Genomic DNA, 18404 nt, shown 5'->3' with positions numbered 1-18404 from the left:
ATGGAAGAGCGCGTCTCGATCTCGATCTCGGAAGGCGTCGCCGATGTTCGGCTGGTGCGCGCGGACAAGATGAATGCGCTGGATCAGGCCATGTTCGAGGCCCTTGTCGCCGCAACCGACCGGCTTTCAAAGGACAAGAGCGTGCGCGTTGTCATGCTGTCCGGCGAAGGACGCGCCTTCTGCGCCGGTCTTGACATGGGGCGTTTTGCCGCCATGAAGGAGAAGGGCGGCAACGGAATTCCGGGTGGCGAAAATCGCGATCTCACCAAGCGCACGCATGGCCAGGCGAATTTTGCGCAACAAGCGGTATGGGGCTGGCGCCAGCTTCCGGTGCCGGTGATCGCGGCGATCCAGGGCGTCGCCTTCGGCGGCGGCTTCCAGCTCGCGCTCGGCGCCGACATGCGCTTCCTCACCCCGGATGCGCGGATGTCGGTGATGGAAATCAAATGGGGCCTGGTGCCCGACATGGCGGGCACGCCGATCCTGGCTTCACTCGTGCGCGACGATATCTTGCGCGATCTCACCTACACCGGCCGCATCTTCTCCGCGCAGGAGGCGATGGCTTACGGTCTCGCCACGCGCATCTGCGACGACCCGCGCGCGAGCGCCCTCGACGTCGCGCGCGAGATCGCGGGAAAAAGCCCCGATGCGATCCGCGCCGCCAAACGCATGCTCAACAATCTCTCGGTCGATCCAGGCCCCGCACTGCTCGCCGAGTCCGTCGAGCAGCAGAAGCTGATCGGCAGTGCGAACCAGACCGAGGCGGTGCGCGCCAATCTGGAGAAGCGCGCGCCGAAATTTGCGGATTGATTGCCTGTCGTTCCGGGATGGTCCGAAGGACCAGACCTCAGGTGCGCAATTGCGCACCGGAGAACCTCGAGATTCCGGGTTCGGCTCTTCGAGCCGCCCCGGAATGACGGCGATGAACACCAACCAAAGAAAAACCAACAATGAGCGAAACGTCAAATTTCCTCGGCATCGTCTCCGGTGAGCGCAGCCGCTCCCATGCCGAGGTCGCTGATCGTGCCGATCGCATCGCCTCGGGCCTCAGCCAAATCGGCGTCAGGCAGGGCGATTGCGTCTGCATGTTGATGCGCAACGACATTGCCTTCTGGAAGCTGCCTATGCCGCGATGCGGCTGGGCGCCTACGGTGTGCCGATCAACTGGCACTTCAAGCCGGAGGAGATCACCTACATCCTGAACGACACCGGCACCTCCGTGCTGATCGGCCATGCCGACATGCTGCATGCCTTGCGCGATGCGATCCCGAAAGGCGTCACCGTGCTCAGCGTGCCGACACCGCCGGAGATCCTGTCCAACTACAAGATCGATTCCGATCATCTGAAGACGCCGGACTTTGCGATCGATTTCGAACCTTGGCTCGCACAGCACCAGCCCTATGACGGCCCGATCGTGCCGCAGCCCATGAACATGATCTACACCTCGGGCACGACAGGCCATCCCAAGGGCGTACGGCGCAATGCACCGACGCCGGAACAGGCGGCCGCCGGCGAGCGCATGCGCGCGATGATCTACGGGCTGAAGCCCGGCGCCCGCACGATCCTGCCGGGTCCGCTCTATCACTCCGCGCCGAACTCGTTCGGCATCCGCGCGGGAAAACTCGGCGGTGCACTGGTGCTGATGCCGCGCTTCGAGCCCGAGGAATTTCTCGAGCTGATCGAACGCTACAAAATCGACACCATCTTCATGGTGCCGACCATGTTCATCCGCCTGATGAAGCTGCCGGAGGAGGTGCGCAAGAAGTACGATGTGTCCTCGCTGCGCCATATCATCCATGCCGCCGCGCCTTGTCCGGCGGACGTCAAGCGCGCCATGATCGAGTGGTGGGGGCCGGTGATCTACGAATTCTACGGCTCGACCGAATCCAGCGCCGTCACCTTCGCCACCTCCGAGGATGCGCTAAGGAAACCCGGCACCGTCGGCAGGATTTCGCCCGGCGCCGAGCTGCGCTTCATCGGCGATGACGGACGCCTGCTGGGCGTGGGCGAGATCGGCGAGATCTATTCGCGCATGGCCGGGATGGCCGATTTCACCTACCACAACAAACCGGAGAAGCGCGCCGAGATCGATCGCGACGGCTTCATTACCTCCGGCGACGTCGGCTATATCGACGAAGAGGGCTACGTCTTCATATGCGACCGCAAGCGCGACATGGTGATCTCGGGCGGTGTCAACATTTACCCGGCAGAGATCGAGTCGGTTCTGCATGCCGTGCCCGGCGTGCATGATTGCGCGGTGTTCGGCATTCCCGACGCAGAATTCGGCGAGACCTTGATGGCCGTGGTCGAGCCCCAGGCGGGCATCACGCTCGACGCCGTCGAAATCCGCGCCCGGCTGAAGGCCTCGCTCGCCGACTACAAGGTGCCAAAACACATCGAGATCCGCGCCGGGCTGCCGCGCGAAGATTCCGGCAAGATCTTCAAGCGCCGCCTGCGCGATCCCTATTGGGAGCAGGCGGGACGGAAGATCTGACGGTGCGTAGTGCGTAGCCCGGGTGAGCGAAGCGATACCCGGGATAATAAGCCCCGGATGTCGCTTCGCTCATCCGGGCTACACACGCCCGTGAATTCGTGAGCGGCTTCGTCGACCGCAACCTCGCTCATCGTGCTATACTCACGGGATCACCGTCTCGCGGATCATCCCATGGCTCCCGTTTCCATCCTGCTCAACCTGCTCTGGATCCTCATCGGCGGCGCCTGGATGGCGCTCGGCTGGCTGATCGCCGCGGTCATCATGGCGATCACCATCATTGGCCTCCCGTGGGCGCGGGCAGCGTTCAACATCGCGGTCTACACGCTGATGCCGTTCGGCTCGCGGGCGGTCAGCCGCTATGAGGTCACCGGTGTCGAGGATGTCGGCACCGGCCCGCTCGGGGTGATCGGCAACATCATCTGGTTCGTGCTGGCTGGCTGGTGGCTGGCGCTCGGCCATCTCCTCACCGCCTTGGCCCTCGCGATCACCATCATCGGCATTCCCTTCGCCTGGGCCCACCTCAAGCTCGCGGGCATCGCGCTCTGGCCGATCGGCAAGGTGATCGTGCCGGCTTAGGGGAACTCGTAAGCGTCCCCGCGGCACATCCTTCGAGACGCCCGCCGTTGGCGGGCCCTCAGGATGAGGGCGGAACACGTGGCTCCACCTGCAACGAATCCCGACGCAACTCAGCCTCATCCTGAGGAGACCGCGAAGCGGTCGTCTCGAAGGACGAGGCGCTTGCTCAGCTCGTAAGACGGGTAGAGCGCCAGCGAAACCCATCAATCCGTCCGCCGATGATGAAGCATGATGGGTTTCGCAAGGGCTCAACCCATCCTACGCGCTGATTCGAAGTGGACCACGACTGCTTTCGACCGGGCGTAGGTATCCTGCCCCTCGGCAATGCGTCAGATTCATTGCAACTTTTTCCCGGCTTCATTGTTGAAGATCGGGAGCGAACGCGGCCGCAATGTGCCGCGTGGGCTGGCCCTTGGCTCATTCTTATCGGGAGGCGATTGCATGAAGTGGCTTTGTTTGATCGGCTTTGTGGCGGGGGGCGTTGCTTTAATACCCTCACCTTCTGCTTCGGCGATGCCCGCTGCCAAGCCGGACGCGCTGGGCGCGTCACAGACTGCCACTATCGAGGTCAAGGGCGGCCACGGACACGGCGGTGGCCACGGCTGGGGTCATCACGGCGGCCGTGGTCATCATTACGGTTGGGGCAGAGGCCGAGGTCATCATTATGGCTGGCGGCACCATCACCACTGGTGAGCGTCACGATTGTCCCGAGATCGGAGTTGGTACCGATGTTAATACGGACCGCGAAGCACATCCGGGAGCTTGAGGACCAACCAAGCTCGTAGGATGGGTAGAGCGTGAGCGAAACCCATCAAACCGTCCGCCGATGACGAAGCATGATGGGTTTCGCAAGCGCTCGGCCCATCCTGCACGCGGCGTGCATCAATGCGCATGCGCCCTCAGGGACGAACGCGAATGATCGTATTCCCCTTGCGTCGCCTGGTCGGATTTAAGGCGGCGACGGCATCGTCGAACATCGAGACGTTGCCGATGTTTGTCCGCAATCGTCCGTCCCGCACCCGCTGGACGATCTCACTCAGTTGGGCACGATCGGCCTCGACGACAAAGTCGACCGCCAGGCCGTCGGAGGGTCGCGCCTCTGCGGGCCCGACGATGGTGACCAGTGTTCCTCCGGCTCGAATCAATGCTGCGGACCGCTTCTGGATGTCACCGCCGATGACATCGAACACCAAGTCGACTTTGCCGATGTCTTCCAGGGCATCGTTGTCGAGGTCAACGAACTCCTTCGCGCCGAAGTCGAGCACTGTCTGACGGTCGGCGGCGCGTCCAGAGCCGATGACGTGGGCGCCGGCCTCTCGTGCGAGTTGCGTCACCATCGACCCGACTGCGCCGGCCGCGCCGTGTGCGAGCACGCTTTGCCCCGCCTGAAAGCGGCCGTGCTGGAACAGCCCTTGCCATGCCGTCAGGCCCGAGATCGGCAGGCTTGCGCCCACTGTGAAGTCGACGTCGCCCGGGAGCGGCGCGAGATTGCGTGCCTCGATCGCCACATACTCGGCGAGCGTGCCGTCGCGATACCAGTCCGCGAGGCCAAACACCCGCTGTCCTACCGACAACCCCGTAGTGCCATATCCGAGAGCGGTGACCACTCCAGCCAACTCGTGCCCAGGGATCGACGGTGTTCGGTCACGCTCGAGGCGATCGGTCCAGGTCGAGGGCCATGTCAGCTCGGTCGGAACAAATCCCGACGCATGAACCCGAACAACGACGTCGTTTATCGATGCCTGCGGCTCGGGCCGCTCCACCAGCTTCATCCCGGCCGTTCCCGCGGCCCGTTCCGTTACAACGATCGCCTTCATGGGATTATCTCCTCGGTCATTGTCTCTTGATGCAACTGTTGCAGGCAGCGTAAGCACAACGGCTATCCACAAACTGCCGGGCAGTGTGGAAGTGTCCGCGATCTGCGCTGTCTGCATTGACCGGCTCGTACTGAGACTGCCGATCGGGTTCGCTTCGGTCGCGGTACTAGCAGCTAGATGCGTCGCGCCTGGTCATGAAACCAGTACCAAGATTGCAAATTCTGGCTGTACCAAGCGCATTCAGACGGCGCTTAGCTTGAGCGCGTAGGATGGGGAGAGCGCCAGCGGCCCCCATCGATCCGTCCGCCAGTGACGAACCAGGAAGAGTTTCGCAAGGGCTCCAGATTAAGACGACGATGCGATCCCTTGTTCCAACAACACTCTGGCTGCCTCGCGGTTAGCCTCGACGATGGCGGGATCACGCGTTGACTGTGCGATCACGAGCGAGCCTTCGAACAGCGACAGGATCTGGATCACGGCCCTTTCGGGTTTGCTCAATGACAAGGGCTCAACGAGTGACGCAACGAAGTCGTGCAACTTTGTAAAATACGCTGCGATGGTCGCCTCTACGCCCGGGGAGTTTGCCTCCGGGCCGAATTCGGCCATTCCTTTGGCGAACGGACAGCCGCGGAACGAAGGCGCAAGGAGCGGTTGTTCGAGTGCGTCGAAAACAGCGAGAACGCGCTCCACTGGCGTGAGACCGGCTCGCTCGGTGGAGGTCGAAAGCATCTGAAACCAGACGGCGCTCTTGTAGCGCAGATAGGTGGCGATGAGGTCGGCCTTCGAGGGAAAGTGCTTGTAGAACGTCATCTTGGCCACGCCGCTTTCGGCGATGATCCGGTCGATTCCGACGGAGTTGATGCTGAACCGGTAAAACAGGTCTGACGCCGTCTTCAAAATGCGCTCGCGCGGGGCGAGCGCATCGAGCGGTTGAATATCCACGTCCACGAAATCAAGCACCGTGCCCATCGATCGTCCTTAACCGAGCCGTTTACGTCGCTGGACAGACTATTCTGTCCATTTAAGGATTGCAAAGACATACAGGTCTGTCTATAGCTCCATTGTCCTCTTGGATTTGAGAGAAAGATCGTGAGATGAGCGGAAAAGTTGTGGTTGTGACGGGTGCAAGCAGTGGTTTTGGAAAACTCACCGCCTTGGAGCTCGCAAAGCGGGGTCACACGGTGATTGCTGCCATGCGCGAAGTCGCAGGAAGAAATAGCCGTGTTCGCGACGAGCTTGTCGAAGCGGCAAAGGCTGAAGGGCATGCGCTCCAGGTCCTCGAGATGGACGTCGCCGACGAACAATCCGTCAACGTCGCGATCGCGGATGTCATCCGGCAGCACGGCAGGGTCGATGCCCTGGTCAACAACGCGGGAATGATGCCCGTCGGCGTCACGGAAGCCTATACCGTCAAGGATATCGAACCGCAGTTCGCCGTGAACTTCTTCGGCGCCGTTCGCACCGATCGCGCCGTTCTGCCGCACATGCGGGCCGCCGGCAGCGGCGTCCTCATCCATGTCACGTCGCTCATGGGTCGGGTGGTCTTCCCGTTCTTCGGTGTCTATTCCGCCAGCAAGTTCGCGCTCGAAGCCCTCGCGGAAGCCTACCGCTACGAGCTTTCGAGCTTCGGCGTGGATTCGGTCATCGTCGAGCCAGGCCCGTTCCCGAGCAACCTTCTTCCATCCAGCCCCGAACCCTCCGACCACGCCGTGCTGAAAACCTATGGCGATGTCGCGGCGATCCCGGGTCAGATCAAGCAGCACTCCAACGATGGAAACGATCCGCAGAATCCGCCGCAGCCCCAGCTCGTCGCGAATGCGATCGCGCAGCTGGTCGAGGCCACGGAACGGCGGCCTCTGCGGACGGTCGTGATGCCCGAAGGCATGGATCTCGGTGTCCAGCGGCTGAACGAGGCCGTCGCCCCGATTCAGAACGACCTTCTTCGCGCGCTCGGCATGGCGAGCATGATTTGACGCGAAGGCGATAAGCACACTGTACAGCTCGTAGGAAGGATAGAGCGTGAGCGAAACCCATCACCGTCCGCCGATGACGAAGCATGATTGGTTTTGCGAGCGCCCCATCCTACGCGTGCTGACGACCCATGGCAGAGAAAGACCACTTGGAGTAGAGTAGCGGCGCCGGATATTTTCAACGGAGCCCGAGATGTCCTTTCTCAAGTTTGGGATCGGTTTGTTGGCCGTCCTTGCGACGAGTGGATTTTGTGCGGCCCTCGCGGAAGATAATTCACTTGAATACAAGCGCGTGACGGCGACCGAACTGAAGTGGAGCCCGCTGCTTTCGATGCCTAAGGGGACGCAATCGGCGGTGCTACACGGCAATCCGGGCAAGCCGGGCCTCTATACCGTTCGACTCAAAGTACCGGCGAATTCCAAAATGCCTGTGCACTCTCACCCCGATGAACGCGTTCGCGTCATCATTTCGGGGACGTACTATTCTGCGCTGGGCGACAAGGTCGATGCATCGAAGCTCCTGAGCTTTCCCCCCGGTACGTTTTCGCACGTGCCGCCAAAAGTGTGGCAGTTTGCGGAAACCAGGGACGAAGAGGTGATCTTCGAGATTACCGGGATTGGACCGACAGGCATCGACTATTTGAACGCCGAGGATGATCCTCGAAAGCAAAAATAACGTTGGTCGACCTGCCGAGCGCTTCAGCACTCGTAGGATGGGTAGAGCAAGCGCTCTACCCATCCTACGCGGCCCAAGGCAGAGCCGGATGGCTCTCTCACACCATAGCCATGTCCGCTCGTGGCAGTGGGTGGGGCGCTCAGTCGACGCCGAGCACACCACCCTCGCGTTGCCCGACAAGCAAAACACGCCACATGCAGGTCAAGCACCGGGCCGTCGAATATTCTGATTGACCGAATTATTCTCTTCGGGTAAACCGCAGTCATCCCGGCCCGCCAGAAGGGGCGTTTCGCGATCGTCACAATACGCAGGCCGGGAGGCGATGGACGCGGCAGCGCCGGCGCGTGACGAGGTGGCAGGGCGGGCGACCCCTGTGAGCCATCGCGATCTGCGCGAACGACCCGGCGCTGTCACATCGGTTCTTTTCGGCTTCGGTGGCGAGCACGCGCAAGCTTCCGGATGTCCGGGGAGGGACGTCCGCGGACGGCAAAAGCGTGTGGTCCTGACGCCCGGGGTCTGTGCGTCAAGGCTTGCGGTGATGTGCGGCCCGACCGGGTGCGCGCATCGATCATCCGCAAGGCGACGGGGGCAATAGTGCATCGCTTCCCGGGGAGAGCGCGCCATAAGCCGTAAAACCATCGCGCAGGGAAGGCCGGATGTTCCGGCATCACCTGTGGTCACCCCCGCGTGCGTTTTTCGCGTGCGGACCCTGGGTGCCAGCCGGCGCCCGGCCTTCCCTGCGCCCTTTCTTCGCGATGAGGGCGAAACGGACAGCAAAACTCGGGCGCTCGCGCCGCGAGACCGCGGACGTGTGCAGTGACGAGTTGCAGGCAAATCTCTCGTGCCGGGGACTCCAATGGCGTCGGCGGTGTGCGCCGCCACCAAGTTCACCTTGCACTGCGGTAGAAGAATATCGCACACTCGACCGGGCCGGGGAGCCATAGGGAGCTCTACAAGGGGAGCGAGCCATGTCCCTCCAGACATTACCATCCGACACCGCCGATCAGCGCCCCAACCGTCCCGAGGATGTCCAGGCGCTGGAGGCGGACGCGCGGATGCGGGACGACATCCGCCTGCTCGGGCGCATCCTCGGCGACACCGTGCGCGACCAGGAGGGCGCCGAATTGTTCGATCTGGTCGAGCGCATCCGCCAGACCTCGATCCGATTCCACCGCGATGAGGACCGGCTCGCCCGCCGCGAGCTCGAGCAGATCCTCGACAGCATGTCGACCTCGGAGACCGTGCGGATCGTCCGCGCCTTCAGCTATTTCTCCCACCTCGCCAACATCGCCGAGGATCAGAACAACATTCGCCAGATGCGCGCCAACAAGGGCGGCGGCTCCGGCGTGCTGGCCGAGACCCTCGCCCATGCGAGGGCTGCGGGCATCGGCGCCGATGCCCTGCGCAACTTCTTCAAGAGCGCGCTGGTCAGTCCGGTCCTGACCGCGCATCCGACCGAGGTCCGCCGCAAGAGCACCATGGACCGCGAAATGGAAGTCGCAGCCCTGCTCGATCGTCGCGAGCGCGTCGCGCTGACGGCGGAGGAGGCCGCCGCCAGCGACGAGCAGCTCCGCCGCGAGGTGCTGACGCTGTGGCAGACCAATCTGCTGCGCCGGACCAAGCTCACCGTGCTCGACGAGGTCGCCAACGGCCTGTCGTTCTACGATTACACGTTTCTCCGCGAGGTGCCGCGGCTGGTCAACACGCTGGAGGACCGGCTGGAGGAGGGCGGCGAGCAGGCGGCAGGCGAGCTCGCTTCGTTCCTGCGCATGGGCAGCTGGATCGGCGGCGACCGCGACGGCAATCCCTTCGTCACCGCCGACGTGATGCGCGGCACGCTGCGGCTGCAGTCGAGCCGGGTGATGCAGTTCTATCTCAATGAGCTGCACGTGCTCGGCTCCGAGCTGTCGATCGCGGCGCATCTCGCCGACGTGTCCGAGGAGTTGCGCACGCTGGCGGAGCGCTCGCCCGATACCTCGCCGCACCGGAGCGGCGAGCCCTATCGCCTCGCGGTCTCCGGCATCTATGCGCGCCTGACCGCCACGGCTGAAATGCTTCAGGTCGAGATCACGCGGCGGCCAGTCGGCAAGGGCGCTCCCTATGACAGCGTCGGGGAGTTCAAGGCCGATCTCGACGTGCTGCACCGCTCGCTGATCTCCAACAACGCCGGCGTCATCGCCCGCGGCCGGCTGCGGCTGCTGCGGCGTGCGGTGGACTGCTTTGGATTCCATCTGGCCCGGCTCGACATCCGCCAGAACTCGGCGGTGCACGAGCGCACCATTGCTGAGCTGATGGACGCCGCCAACCCCGGCATGTCGTATCTCGCGCTCGGCGAGGACGCGCGTATCTCCCTGCTCACCAACGAGCTGCGCTCGACGCGCTCGCTGGTGTCGCCATTCGTCAAGTACAGCGACGAGACGATGGGCGAGCTCAACGTCTTCCATGCCGCAGCAGAAGCGCATGCGAAGTTCGGCTCGGACGCCATTCCCCAGTGCATCATCTCGATGTGCAAAAGCATGTCCGACATGCTCGAGGTCGCGGTGCTGCTCAAGGAAGTGGGGCTGGTGCATCCCTCCGGGCGCAGCGCCATCAACATCGTGCCGCTGTTCGAGACCATCGAGGATCTGCAGGCTTCCAGCGCCATCATGGACCGCATGCTCTCGCTGCATGATTATCGCCGGCTGGTCGACAGCCGCGGCAGCGTGCAGGAGGTGATGCTCGGCTACTCTGACAGCAACAAGGATGGCGGCTTCGTCACCTCGGGCTGGGAGCTCTACAAGGCCGAGATCGGGCTCGTCGACGTGTTCGAGCGCCACGGCGTGCGGCTGCGCCTGTTCCATGGCCGCGGCGGTTCGGTCGGCCGCGGCGGCGGGCCGAGCTACGATGCGATCATCGCCCAGCCCGGCGGCGCGGTGAACGGCCAGATCCGCATCACCGAGCAGGGCGAGATCATCTCGTCGAAATATTCCAACGCCGAAGTCGGCCGCAACAATCTGGAGATCCTTGCCGCCGCGACGCTGGAGGCGAGCCTGCTGCATCCGCGCCAGAGCGCGCCGCGCCGCGAATATCTGACCGCGATGGACGAGCTTTCAAACCTCGCCTTCAAGGCCTATCGCGGCCTCGTCTACGAGACCGACGGCTTCGTCGATTATTTCTGGGCGTCGACCGTCATCAACGAGATCGCGACACTCAACATCGGCAGCCGTCCGGCCTCGCGCAAGAAGACTCGTGCGATCGAGGATTTGCGCGCCATCCCCTGGGTGTTCTCCTGGGCGCAATGCCGCCTGATGCTGCCCGGCTGGTACGGATTCGGCAGCGCGGTCGAGCAATGGATCGCGGAGCATCCCGACAAGGGCATGCCGTTCCTCAAAGAGCTCTACAAGGAATGGCCGTTCTTCCGCATGCTGTTGTCGAACATGGACATGGTGCTGGCCAAAAGCTCGATCGCGATCGCCTCGCGCTATGCCGAGCTCGTGCCGGATGAGGCGCTCCGCGAAAAAATCTTCGGCCGCATCCGCCGCGAATGGCATTCCTGCATCGAGACGCTGCTGGACATCATGGGCCAGGACCGGCTGCTGCAGAGTAATCCGCTGCTGGAGCGCTCGGTGCGCCACCGCTTCCCCTATCTCGACCCGCTCAACCACGTGCAGGTCGAACTGCTGAAAGAGCACCGCGCGCAGAACCCGGACGAGCAGGTGCTGCGCGGGATTCAACTGACCATCAACGGGATCTCGGCGGGGCTGAGGAATACGGGATAAGGCGACCCACCCTCGTCATGCCCGGGCTCGTCCCGGGCATCCACGTTCTCAGTGCCGCGGTTCAAGTCGTGGATGGCCGGGACAAGCCCGGCCATGACGCGTCGTGAGAGCACGGCCTCAACAGAAATGCGCGCCCTGCGTCTCCACATAGACCGCATAGAGCGACTGGCTCGCGGTCATGAACAGGCGGTTGCGCTTCTTGCCGCCGAAGCAAACGTTGGCGCAGGTCTCGGGCAACAGGATCTGCCCGATGCGCGCGCCGTCGTTCGGCGCGAACACCTGCACGCCGTCATAGCCCGGTCCGACCCAGCCGGCGCCGACCCAGATGTTGCCCTCGGTGTCAACGCGCAGCCCGTCGGGGAAGCCTGATTTGCCGTCGAGCTTCATGTCGATCAACTTCTTCGGGTTCGACAGCTTCGCCCCGTCGATATCGTAGGACCACACCACGTTCTCGGCTTGCGGATAATGCGTGATGCCGGTGTCGCAGACATAGAGCTTCTTGTAGTCGTGACTGAAAGCGATGCCGTTCGGCTTGAACGGCTCGTCGGCCACCTTCGCGACCTGGCCGCTCTGCGGATCAATGCGATAAACCGCTTCCTTCTGATACGGCTGCAGCGAGCCGGTATTGGCAAGCTTGCCCTCATAGATGCTGATCGCGCCGTAGCCGGGATCGGTGAACCAGATCGCCTTGTCGTTGGGATGCACCACCATGTCGTTCGGGCCGTTGAGCGGCTTGCCGTTGGCCTGTTCGGCCAGCGACGTCACCGAACCATCATGCTCGTAGCGGACGAGGCGGGTGCGCTCGGCGCTGATCTGGCGGCCCTCGGTGTCGAACGAGTTGCCGTTGGCCTCGTTCGACGGCTTGTGGAATTGCTCGGAGATATGGCCGTCGTCGTCGAGATAGCGCAGCTGCCGGTTGGCCGGGATATCGCTCCAGACCAGATATTGTCCCTGCGCATTCCATGCCGGTCCTTCCGCCCACAGGCAGCCGGTATAGAGCCGCTTGATCGAGGTGTTGCCGACCTTGGCCTTGAAGCGCTTGGGGTCGATGACGACGATGTCGGGGTCGGGATAGCGCTGCGGCTCGGCATTGGCGCCGAAGTCGCGGGCGTCGGCGTTCGAGGCGAGCAGGGCAGACGCGGCGACAGTCGCGGCGCCCTTGAGCAGCGTGCGGCGGGCGAGGCCGCTGCTTGCAGTCGTGTCGTCGGAGTTGGTCAGTATTCTTGTCATGGTTTCCTCCCAAAATTGTGTTGGGAGGAAATGATCCGCCAGCAATCGGGCGTAAAGCGGAGCGATCTCCGGAGTAAGATAACCGGAGATCGCAGGGCAGAGATGCCGCAAATGCGGTCCGACGGGATTCCTTACACGGGATCCCAAGGGAAGATGTCGGCGGAGCGGTCGAGCTTGTAGAACGATCCCTTCAGCGCCGGCATGCCATGTTCCGCGATCGACTGCGGCGTCCAGCCTTCGCTCCGGTGCACCGAGCGCAGCGGACGGTTCTGGCTGAACAGGAACAGCTCGTTCATGCGTGCCCCAAAGATCTGCCCGGAGACGTCCTTGGCGGCATCGGAGAGCAGATAGGCGCAGACCGGCGCGATCTTCTCCGGGCCCATCTGCTTGATCTTCTCGACGCGCGCCTTCTCGGCTTCGGTCTCGGTCGGGATGGTGCCGATCATGCGGGTCCAGGCGAACGGCGAGACGCAATTGGAACGGACGTTGAAGCGGCCCATGTCGAGCGCGATCGACTTCGACAGGCCGACGATGCCGAGCTTGGCGGCGGCGTAGTTGGCTTGTCCAAAGTTGCCGATCAGGCCGGAGGTCGAGGTGAAGTGCACGAACGATCCGGACTCCTGCTCGCGGAAGATCCGCGCCGCCGCGTGGCTGACGTAGAACGAGCCCATCAAATGCACCTTGATGACGGCCTCGAACGCTTCCACGCTCATCTTGTGGAAGATCATGTCGCGCAAAATGCCCGCATTGTTGACCACGCCGTCGAGCCGCCCGAAATGATCGGTCGCGGTCTTCACGATCTTGCTCGCGGGGATGGCCTCGGCCACCGACTCGAAATTGGCAACCGCGGTGCCGCCGCGCTTCTTGATCTCCTCGACCACTTCCTCGGCGGGCGCGGCGCTCGTGCCGGCGCCGTCAGCGGCGACGCCGGGATCGTTGACGACGACCTTGGCACCCTCGCCAGCGCAGAGCAGCGCGATCTCCCGCCCGATGCCGCGGCCTGCGCCGGTGACGATGATGACCTTGTCTTGCAGTGATTTCGTCATTTGGGTTCTCCTGTTGTCTTACCTCGCCCCGCTTGCGGGGAGAGGTCGGATCGCATCGAAGATGCGATCCGGGTGAGGGGGGACTCTCCGCGAGTCCGAGTGTGTGGAAGCAGCCCCTCACCCCAACCCTCTCCCCGTAAGAACGGGGAGAGGGAGAGGCGAGCAGCTCATTACCTCTCGTTCGTAAACACGATCGTGCCCGACGCGGCGAACATGCCGCCGACGCCGTGACACACCGAAATCTTCGCATTCGCGACCTGCGCTGGCGCAATACCGCGCATCTGCCGCACGCTCTCCTGAAGCGCATACATGCCGTACATGCCCGAATGCATGTAGCTCAAGCCGCCGCCATTGGTGTTGAGCGGCAGCTTGCCGCCTGGCCGCGTGTTGCCGTCGGCGATGAACTTGCCGGTCTCCTCGTGCGGCATGAAGCCGAGATCGCCGAGGCCGAACAGCGGTAGATGCGCAAACGCGTCGTAGATCATGAGATGGTCGACGTCCTTGTGCGCGATACCAGCCTCCTTGAAGGCGAGGGGACCGGCGGTCTTGAACGCGCGCGAGGAGTTGAACGTCTCCATCTGGCTGACCATCGGCGTCTCCACGCTCTCGCCGGTGCCCATGATGTAGACGGGCTTGCGCGGAAAATCCCTGGCGCGGTCCGCCGAGGTCAGGATCAGCGCGCCGCCGCCGTCGGTGACGAGGCAGCATTGCAGCAGGCGGAACGGATAGGCGATCATGCGCGAGTTGAGGACGTCGGCGACCGTGATCGGATCCTTCATCATCGCGCGCGGATTCTTGGCCGCCCATTCCCGCTGCACCACCGCGACCGAGGCGAGTTGCTCGTGCGTGATGCCATAGGTCTTCATGAAGCGCAGCACGGGAATCGGGAACATGCTGGGCGGGCCGTAGACGCCAAACGGCGCCTCGAACTGGCCTTGCAGGCTGTCGGGGGGAATCGAGCGCGGCGCCTTGCCGATCATCGACTTGCCGCTCTCGGCATGGGTGATCAGCACGGTCTTGCACAGGCCGGCCTCGATCGCAGCCGCGGCATGGCGGACGTGCAGCATGAAGGAGCAGCCACCGACCGAGGTGCCGTCCACCCAGGTCGGCTTGATGCCGAGGTAGTGGCAGACCTGCTGCGGCGTTTCGACCGCGGTGGCGAAACCGTCGATGTCCGACAGCTTCAGGCCGGCATCGGCGATGGCATTGAGCGCCGCATCCGCGTGAAGCTGGAGCTGCGAGGCGTTGGGGATGACACCGAGCTCGGTGGTCTCGGCCGCGCCGACGACGGCAACCTGGTTGCTGCGCATGGTCTATCCCTTCGCCGGACGGAATACGGGGAGGGTGACCTTATCGTCGAGCGCCTCGAAGGCGACCTCGAGTTTCATGTCGAGCTCGAGCGCCTCCGGTGTCTGCGGGCAGTCGATGATGTTGCTCATCATCCGCGGACCCTCGTCGAGCTCGACTACCGCGATCGCGTAAGGCGGCGTGAAGCCGGGCGCGGCGGGACGGTGGTTGATCACGTAGCTGTAGAGAAAGCCCTTGCCGCCCGCCTTGAAGATGCTGACCTTGCGCGAGGCGCAGGACGGGCAGAACGGGCGTGGCGGGAAATAGACATGCGCGCAGGCGTCGCAGCGCTGCAGGCGCAACTCGCCCGCCTTGGTGCCGTCCCAGAAATGCTGGGTCTCCGGCGTCGGTTTCGGTCGCGCGCGCTGCGGTTCGGCCATCTCGGCAGGTCCTCCCAAGGCCAAGCTAAGCCCGGCTGTTGCGATCTTGATGCGACAATCGACCATGGCGCGTCAACGGTCCAGCAATGCGCATGCATGCCATCATGCGCACAATGCTTGTGTCGAAGTGAGGCAGCGCTATACATTGCGCGCAAATATTCCGTGAGACAGACATGCCCGATTTTTCGACACTGAAGAAGCTCGCCGAAGACCTCGAAAGCGGCCGCACCAGCTCCCGCAAGCTGGTCGAGGCTTGCATCGCCAAAATCGCCGATCCGGCCGGCGAGGGGCAGCGTGCCTTCATCCATGTCGACAAGGATGCCGCGCTTGTGGCGGCGGATGCGATGGACGGTTTGCGCAAGGCGAAGGCGGCGCCGTCGCGCTACGCCGGTATCCCGGTCTCGATCAAGGATCTCTTCGACATCAAGGGCCAGGTGACGCGCGCCGGCTCCCGCGCGCTCGACGATTCCTCGCCGGCCGAACAGGATGCCCCCACGGTGGCGCGGCTGCGCAAGGCCGGCTTCGTCGTGATCGGGCGCACCAACATGACCGAGTTCGCCTATTCCGGCATCGGCATCAATCCGCATTACGGCACGCCGAAGGGCGCCTGGAACCGGGCCGAGGGCCACGTGCCCGGCGGTTCGTCTTCGGGTGCCGCGGTCTCCGTGCTCGACGGCATGGCGCATGGCGCGCTCGGCACCGACACCGGCGGCTCCTGCCGGATTCCGGCAGCCTATAACGGCATCGTCGGCTACAAGCCGACGCAGCGGCGCGTGCCGCTCGACGGGGCTGTGCCGCTGTCGTTCTCGCTCGATAGCATCGGGCCGCTGGCACGATCGGTCAGTTGCTGTGCCATTCTCGACGCCGTGCTCGCCAACGAGCCGATCGCCCCGCTGAAGCCTCGCCCGGTCAAGGGCATGCGGCTGGCGGTGCCGACCACGATCGCGCTCGACGACCTCGATGCGGCCGTGGCCGGGACATTCGAGCGGGCGCTCAAGAGCCTTGCCGATCACGGTGCGATCATCGAGCGCATCGAGATGGCCGAATTCCACGACATCGGACCGATGAACGCCAAGGGCGGCTTTGCGGCTTCCGAAAGCTATGCCTGGCATCGCTACCTCCTCACGTCCAAGGGCGACGTCTACGATCCCAGAGTCTCCGTGCGCATCATGCGCGGCGAGGCGCAGAGCGCGGCGGACTACATCGATCTTCTCAACGAGCGCCGCTCGCTGATCGCCCGCGTCAATGCGCGCATCGCTCCCTATGACGCGCTGGTGCTGCCGACCACCGCCAACACGCCGCCGAAAATTGCGGATCTTGCCGACGACAAGGCGTTCACCAGGGAAAACCTGCGGGCGCTCCGCAATTGCACCCTGATCAACATGATCGACGGCTGCGCCATCTCGCTGCCTGCGCATCGCGAGGGCGAGATTCCGGTCGGCCTGATGCTGGCGGGCGCGGGCGGATCGGACCGCCGTATCTTCGAGCTTGCTGCCGGCATGGAGGCCGTAATTCGTGTTTGACCTGACTTTCACCGTCGACGCCCAGGACACCACCACGCCGCTGACGCTGGCGATCGACCAGATGGTCATCGCCGGCTGGACCGGCCGCGATCCGGTCGCGCGCGACAAGCACATTGCCGAGCTGCAGGAGATGGGTATCGCCCCGCCAGCCTCGACGCCGATCTACTATCGCGCCTCGGCGCGGCGCCTGACAATGGAAGACAGCATCGAGTGCACTGGCGGCGATTCCAGCGGCGAGGTCGAGTTCGTGCTGATCGGCTGGCAGGGTCGCATTTTCGTCGGCTGCGGCTCCGACCACACCGACCGCAAGGTCGAGGCCTACAACGTCACGGTGTCCAAGCAGATGTGCGACAAGCCGATCTCCTCAACGCTGTGGGAGCTCGAGGACGTCATCGGCCATTGGGACAGGATGATCCTGCGCTCCTGGGCCACCATCAAGGGCGAGCGCGTGCTCTACCAGGAGGGCACGCTCGACGCGATGCTTCCGGTGGTTGACTTGATCGCGCGTGGCTTCGAGAGTGGAAAATTCCCCGACGGCTGCGCCATGTTCGGCGGTACGTTTGCGGCGAAAGGCGGTATCCGCCCCGCCGACCGTTTCGATTTCGAGCTGGAAGATCCCGTGCTGAGGCGGACGATCAAGCACGGCTACGACGTGGTGACGCTGCCGGTGAGGGGCTAAGGTCTCTCCGCACCGTCATTGCGAGCGAAGCGAAGCAATCCAGACTGGTTCTGCGCAGGGATTCTGGATTGCTTCGTCGCAAGCGCTCCTCGCAATGACGGGGAGAGAGTCGGAAATCGGGTGGCAGAGGGCGGGGCGGTCTTGCGAAAGTCGGAGCCATGACAGCAACAGCACGAAAATCGCCTCAATCTCCGGCAGCCGACCCCGCCGCCCATGTCGATACCCTCGACTGGCCCCAGATCACCGCCGAACTCGACACGCACGGCTGCGCTGTCCTGAAGGGCCTGCTCACGCCGGACCAATGCCGCGCCGTCGCCGCGCTCTATCCCGACGACGCCAACTTCCGCAGCCGCATCGTCATGGGCCGCCACGGCTTTGGCCGCGGCGAGTACAAATATTTCTCCTATCCGCTGCCCGACCTGATCGCGCAGTTGCGCCCGGCGCTCTATGCGCATCTCCAGGGCGTCGCCAACCGCTGGAACGAGGCGATGGGGATCGACATCCGCTATCCCGCCGAACACGCGGCGTTCCTGAAGCGCTGCCACGAGGCCGGCCAAGCGCGGCCCACTCCGCTGCTGTTGCAATATGAAGCCGGCGATTTCAACTGCCTGCATCAGGATCTCTATGGCGAGCACGTGTTCCCGCTGCAGGTCGCGATCCTCTTGTCCGAGCCCGGCCGCGATTTTGCCGGCGGCGAGTTCGTGCTGACCGAGCAGCGCCCGCGCATGCAGTCCCGTGCCGAGGTGGTTCCGCTCGCGCAGGGCGACGCGGTCGCCTTCGCTGTGCATCACCGTCCGGTGCAGGGGACACGCGGCACCTACCGCGTTAATCTCCGCCATGGCGTCAGCCGGATTCGCTCTGGCCAGCGCCACACGCTGGGTGTGATCTTTCACGATGCCAAATAAGCG

General features: G+C 63.7%; 14 protein-coding genes and 1 pseudogene. 9 read left to right on the top strand and 6 right to left on the bottom strand.

The window, feature by feature from the left end:
- The 3 genes and pseudogenes from ABIB90_RS33485 to ABIB90_RS33475 all read left to right on the top strand — a co-directional run bounded on the left by ABIB90_RS33485 (position 1) and on the right by ABIB90_RS33475 (position 3070).
- The gene (locus ABIB90_RS33485; RefSeq protein WP_354202210.1) at positions 1–810 is read left to right on the top strand and encodes a crotonase/enoyl-CoA hydratase family protein; all 810 of its coding nucleotides are present in this window, start codon (positions 1–3) and stop codon (positions 808–810) included.
- Between the two features lie 140 nt (positions 811–950).
- A pseudogene (locus tag ABIB90_RS33480) lies at positions 951–2494 on the top strand (acyl-CoA synthetase).
- Between the two features lie 171 nt (positions 2495–2665).
- Entirely contained in the window at positions 2666–3070 is a 405-nt protein-coding gene (locus ABIB90_RS33475; RefSeq protein ID WP_007593693.1) for a YccF domain-containing protein, read from the top strand.
- Positions 3071–3969: 899 nt separating this feature from the next.
- Here the strand turns inward: ABIB90_RS33475 and ABIB90_RS33470 are convergent.
- Positions 3970–4887 carry an NADP-dependent oxidoreductase gene (locus tag ABIB90_RS33470; protein ID WP_354202209.1) on the bottom strand — a complete coding sequence of 306 codons (918 nt, stop codon included), beginning with the start codon at positions 4885–4887 and terminating at the stop codon, positions 3970–3972.
- 345 nt (positions 4888–5232) lie between these two features.
- The gene (locus ABIB90_RS33465; RefSeq protein WP_219683987.1) at positions 5233–5856 is read right to left on the bottom strand and encodes a TetR/AcrR family transcriptional regulator; all 624 of its coding nucleotides are present in this window, start codon (positions 5854–5856) and stop codon (positions 5233–5235) included.
- Between the two features lie 125 nt (positions 5857–5981).
- On the opposite strand from ABIB90_RS33465, the gene ABIB90_RS33460 reads away from it, so the two are divergent.
- From ABIB90_RS33460 to ppc, 3 genes are all read left to right on the top strand, one after another.
- The gene (locus tag ABIB90_RS33460; protein WP_354202208.1) at positions 5982–6860 is read left to right on the top strand and encodes an SDR family oxidoreductase; all 879 of its coding nucleotides are present in this window, start codon (positions 5982–5984) and stop codon (positions 6858–6860) included.
- Between the two features lie 190 nt (positions 6861–7050).
- Entirely contained in the window at positions 7051–7533 is a 483-nt protein-coding gene (locus ABIB90_RS33455; protein ID WP_007593682.1) for a cupin domain-containing protein, read from the top strand.
- Between the two features lie 968 nt (positions 7534–8501).
- Complete coding sequence (ppc, locus tag ABIB90_RS33450; protein WP_354202207.1) at positions 8502–11291, top strand: phosphoenolpyruvate carboxylase; 2790 nt, start codon at positions 8502–8504, stop codon at positions 11289–11291.
- A 117-nt stretch (positions 11292–11408) separates the two neighbouring features.
- Here the strand turns inward: ppc and ABIB90_RS33445 are convergent, their stop codons facing one another.
- The 4 genes from ABIB90_RS33445 to ABIB90_RS33430 form a co-directional block, all read right to left on the bottom strand.
- On the bottom strand, positions 11409–12521 hold the full coding sequence (locus ABIB90_RS33445; protein ID WP_354162842.1) for an SMP-30/gluconolactonase/LRE family protein: 1113 nt from the start codon (positions 12519–12521) through the stop codon (positions 11409–11411).
- Between the two features lie 131 nt (positions 12522–12652).
- Entirely contained in the window at positions 12653–13567 is a 915-nt protein-coding gene (locus tag ABIB90_RS33440; protein WP_007593675.1) for an SDR family oxidoreductase, read from the bottom strand.
- Positions 13568–13737: 170 nt separating this feature from the next.
- Positions 13738–14877, bottom strand: a complete 1140-nt coding sequence (locus ABIB90_RS33435) for a thiolase C-terminal domain-containing protein (protein WP_354127668.1) — start codon at positions 14875–14877, stop codon at positions 13738–13740.
- A gap of 3 nt (positions 14878–14880) precedes the next feature.
- A complete protein-coding gene (locus ABIB90_RS33430; protein ID WP_354162838.1) occupies positions 14881–15294 on the bottom strand; it encodes a Zn-ribbon domain-containing OB-fold protein in 414 nt (137 codons plus the stop codon).
- Positions 15295–15467: 173 nt separating this feature from the next.
- On the opposite strand from ABIB90_RS33430, the gene ABIB90_RS33425 reads away from it, so the two are divergent.
- From ABIB90_RS33425 to ABIB90_RS33415, 3 genes are all read left to right on the top strand, one after another.
- On the top strand, positions 15468–16817 hold the full coding sequence (locus ABIB90_RS33425) for an amidase (protein ID WP_354202206.1): 1350 nt from the start codon (positions 15468–15470) through the stop codon (positions 16815–16817).
- Positions 16810–17496: a DUF2848 domain-containing protein gene (locus tag ABIB90_RS33420; RefSeq protein WP_219684726.1), complete on the top strand. Its 687-nt coding sequence runs from the start codon at positions 16810–16812 to the stop codon at positions 17494–17496. Before ABIB90_RS33425 ends, ABIB90_RS33420 begins: the two co-directional genes overlap by 8 nt.
- Positions 17497–17654: 158 nt before the next feature.
- Complete coding sequence (locus tag ABIB90_RS33415; RefSeq protein WP_354202205.1) at positions 17655–18401, top strand: 2OG-Fe(II) oxygenase; 747 nt, start codon at positions 17655–17657, stop codon at positions 18399–18401.
- The last annotated feature ends 3 nt before the right edge of the window (positions 18402–18404 follow it).

Origin of the sequence: Bradyrhizobium sp. JR4.1, from assembly GCF_040548605.1 — a bacterium.
In the GTDB taxonomy this organism is placed as follows: Bacteria; Pseudomonadota; Alphaproteobacteria; order Rhizobiales; family Xanthobacteraceae; genus Bradyrhizobium; species Bradyrhizobium canariense.
Note: the sequence above shows the minus strand (reverse complement) of the source record. Positions and strands in the feature narration are given on the sequence as shown.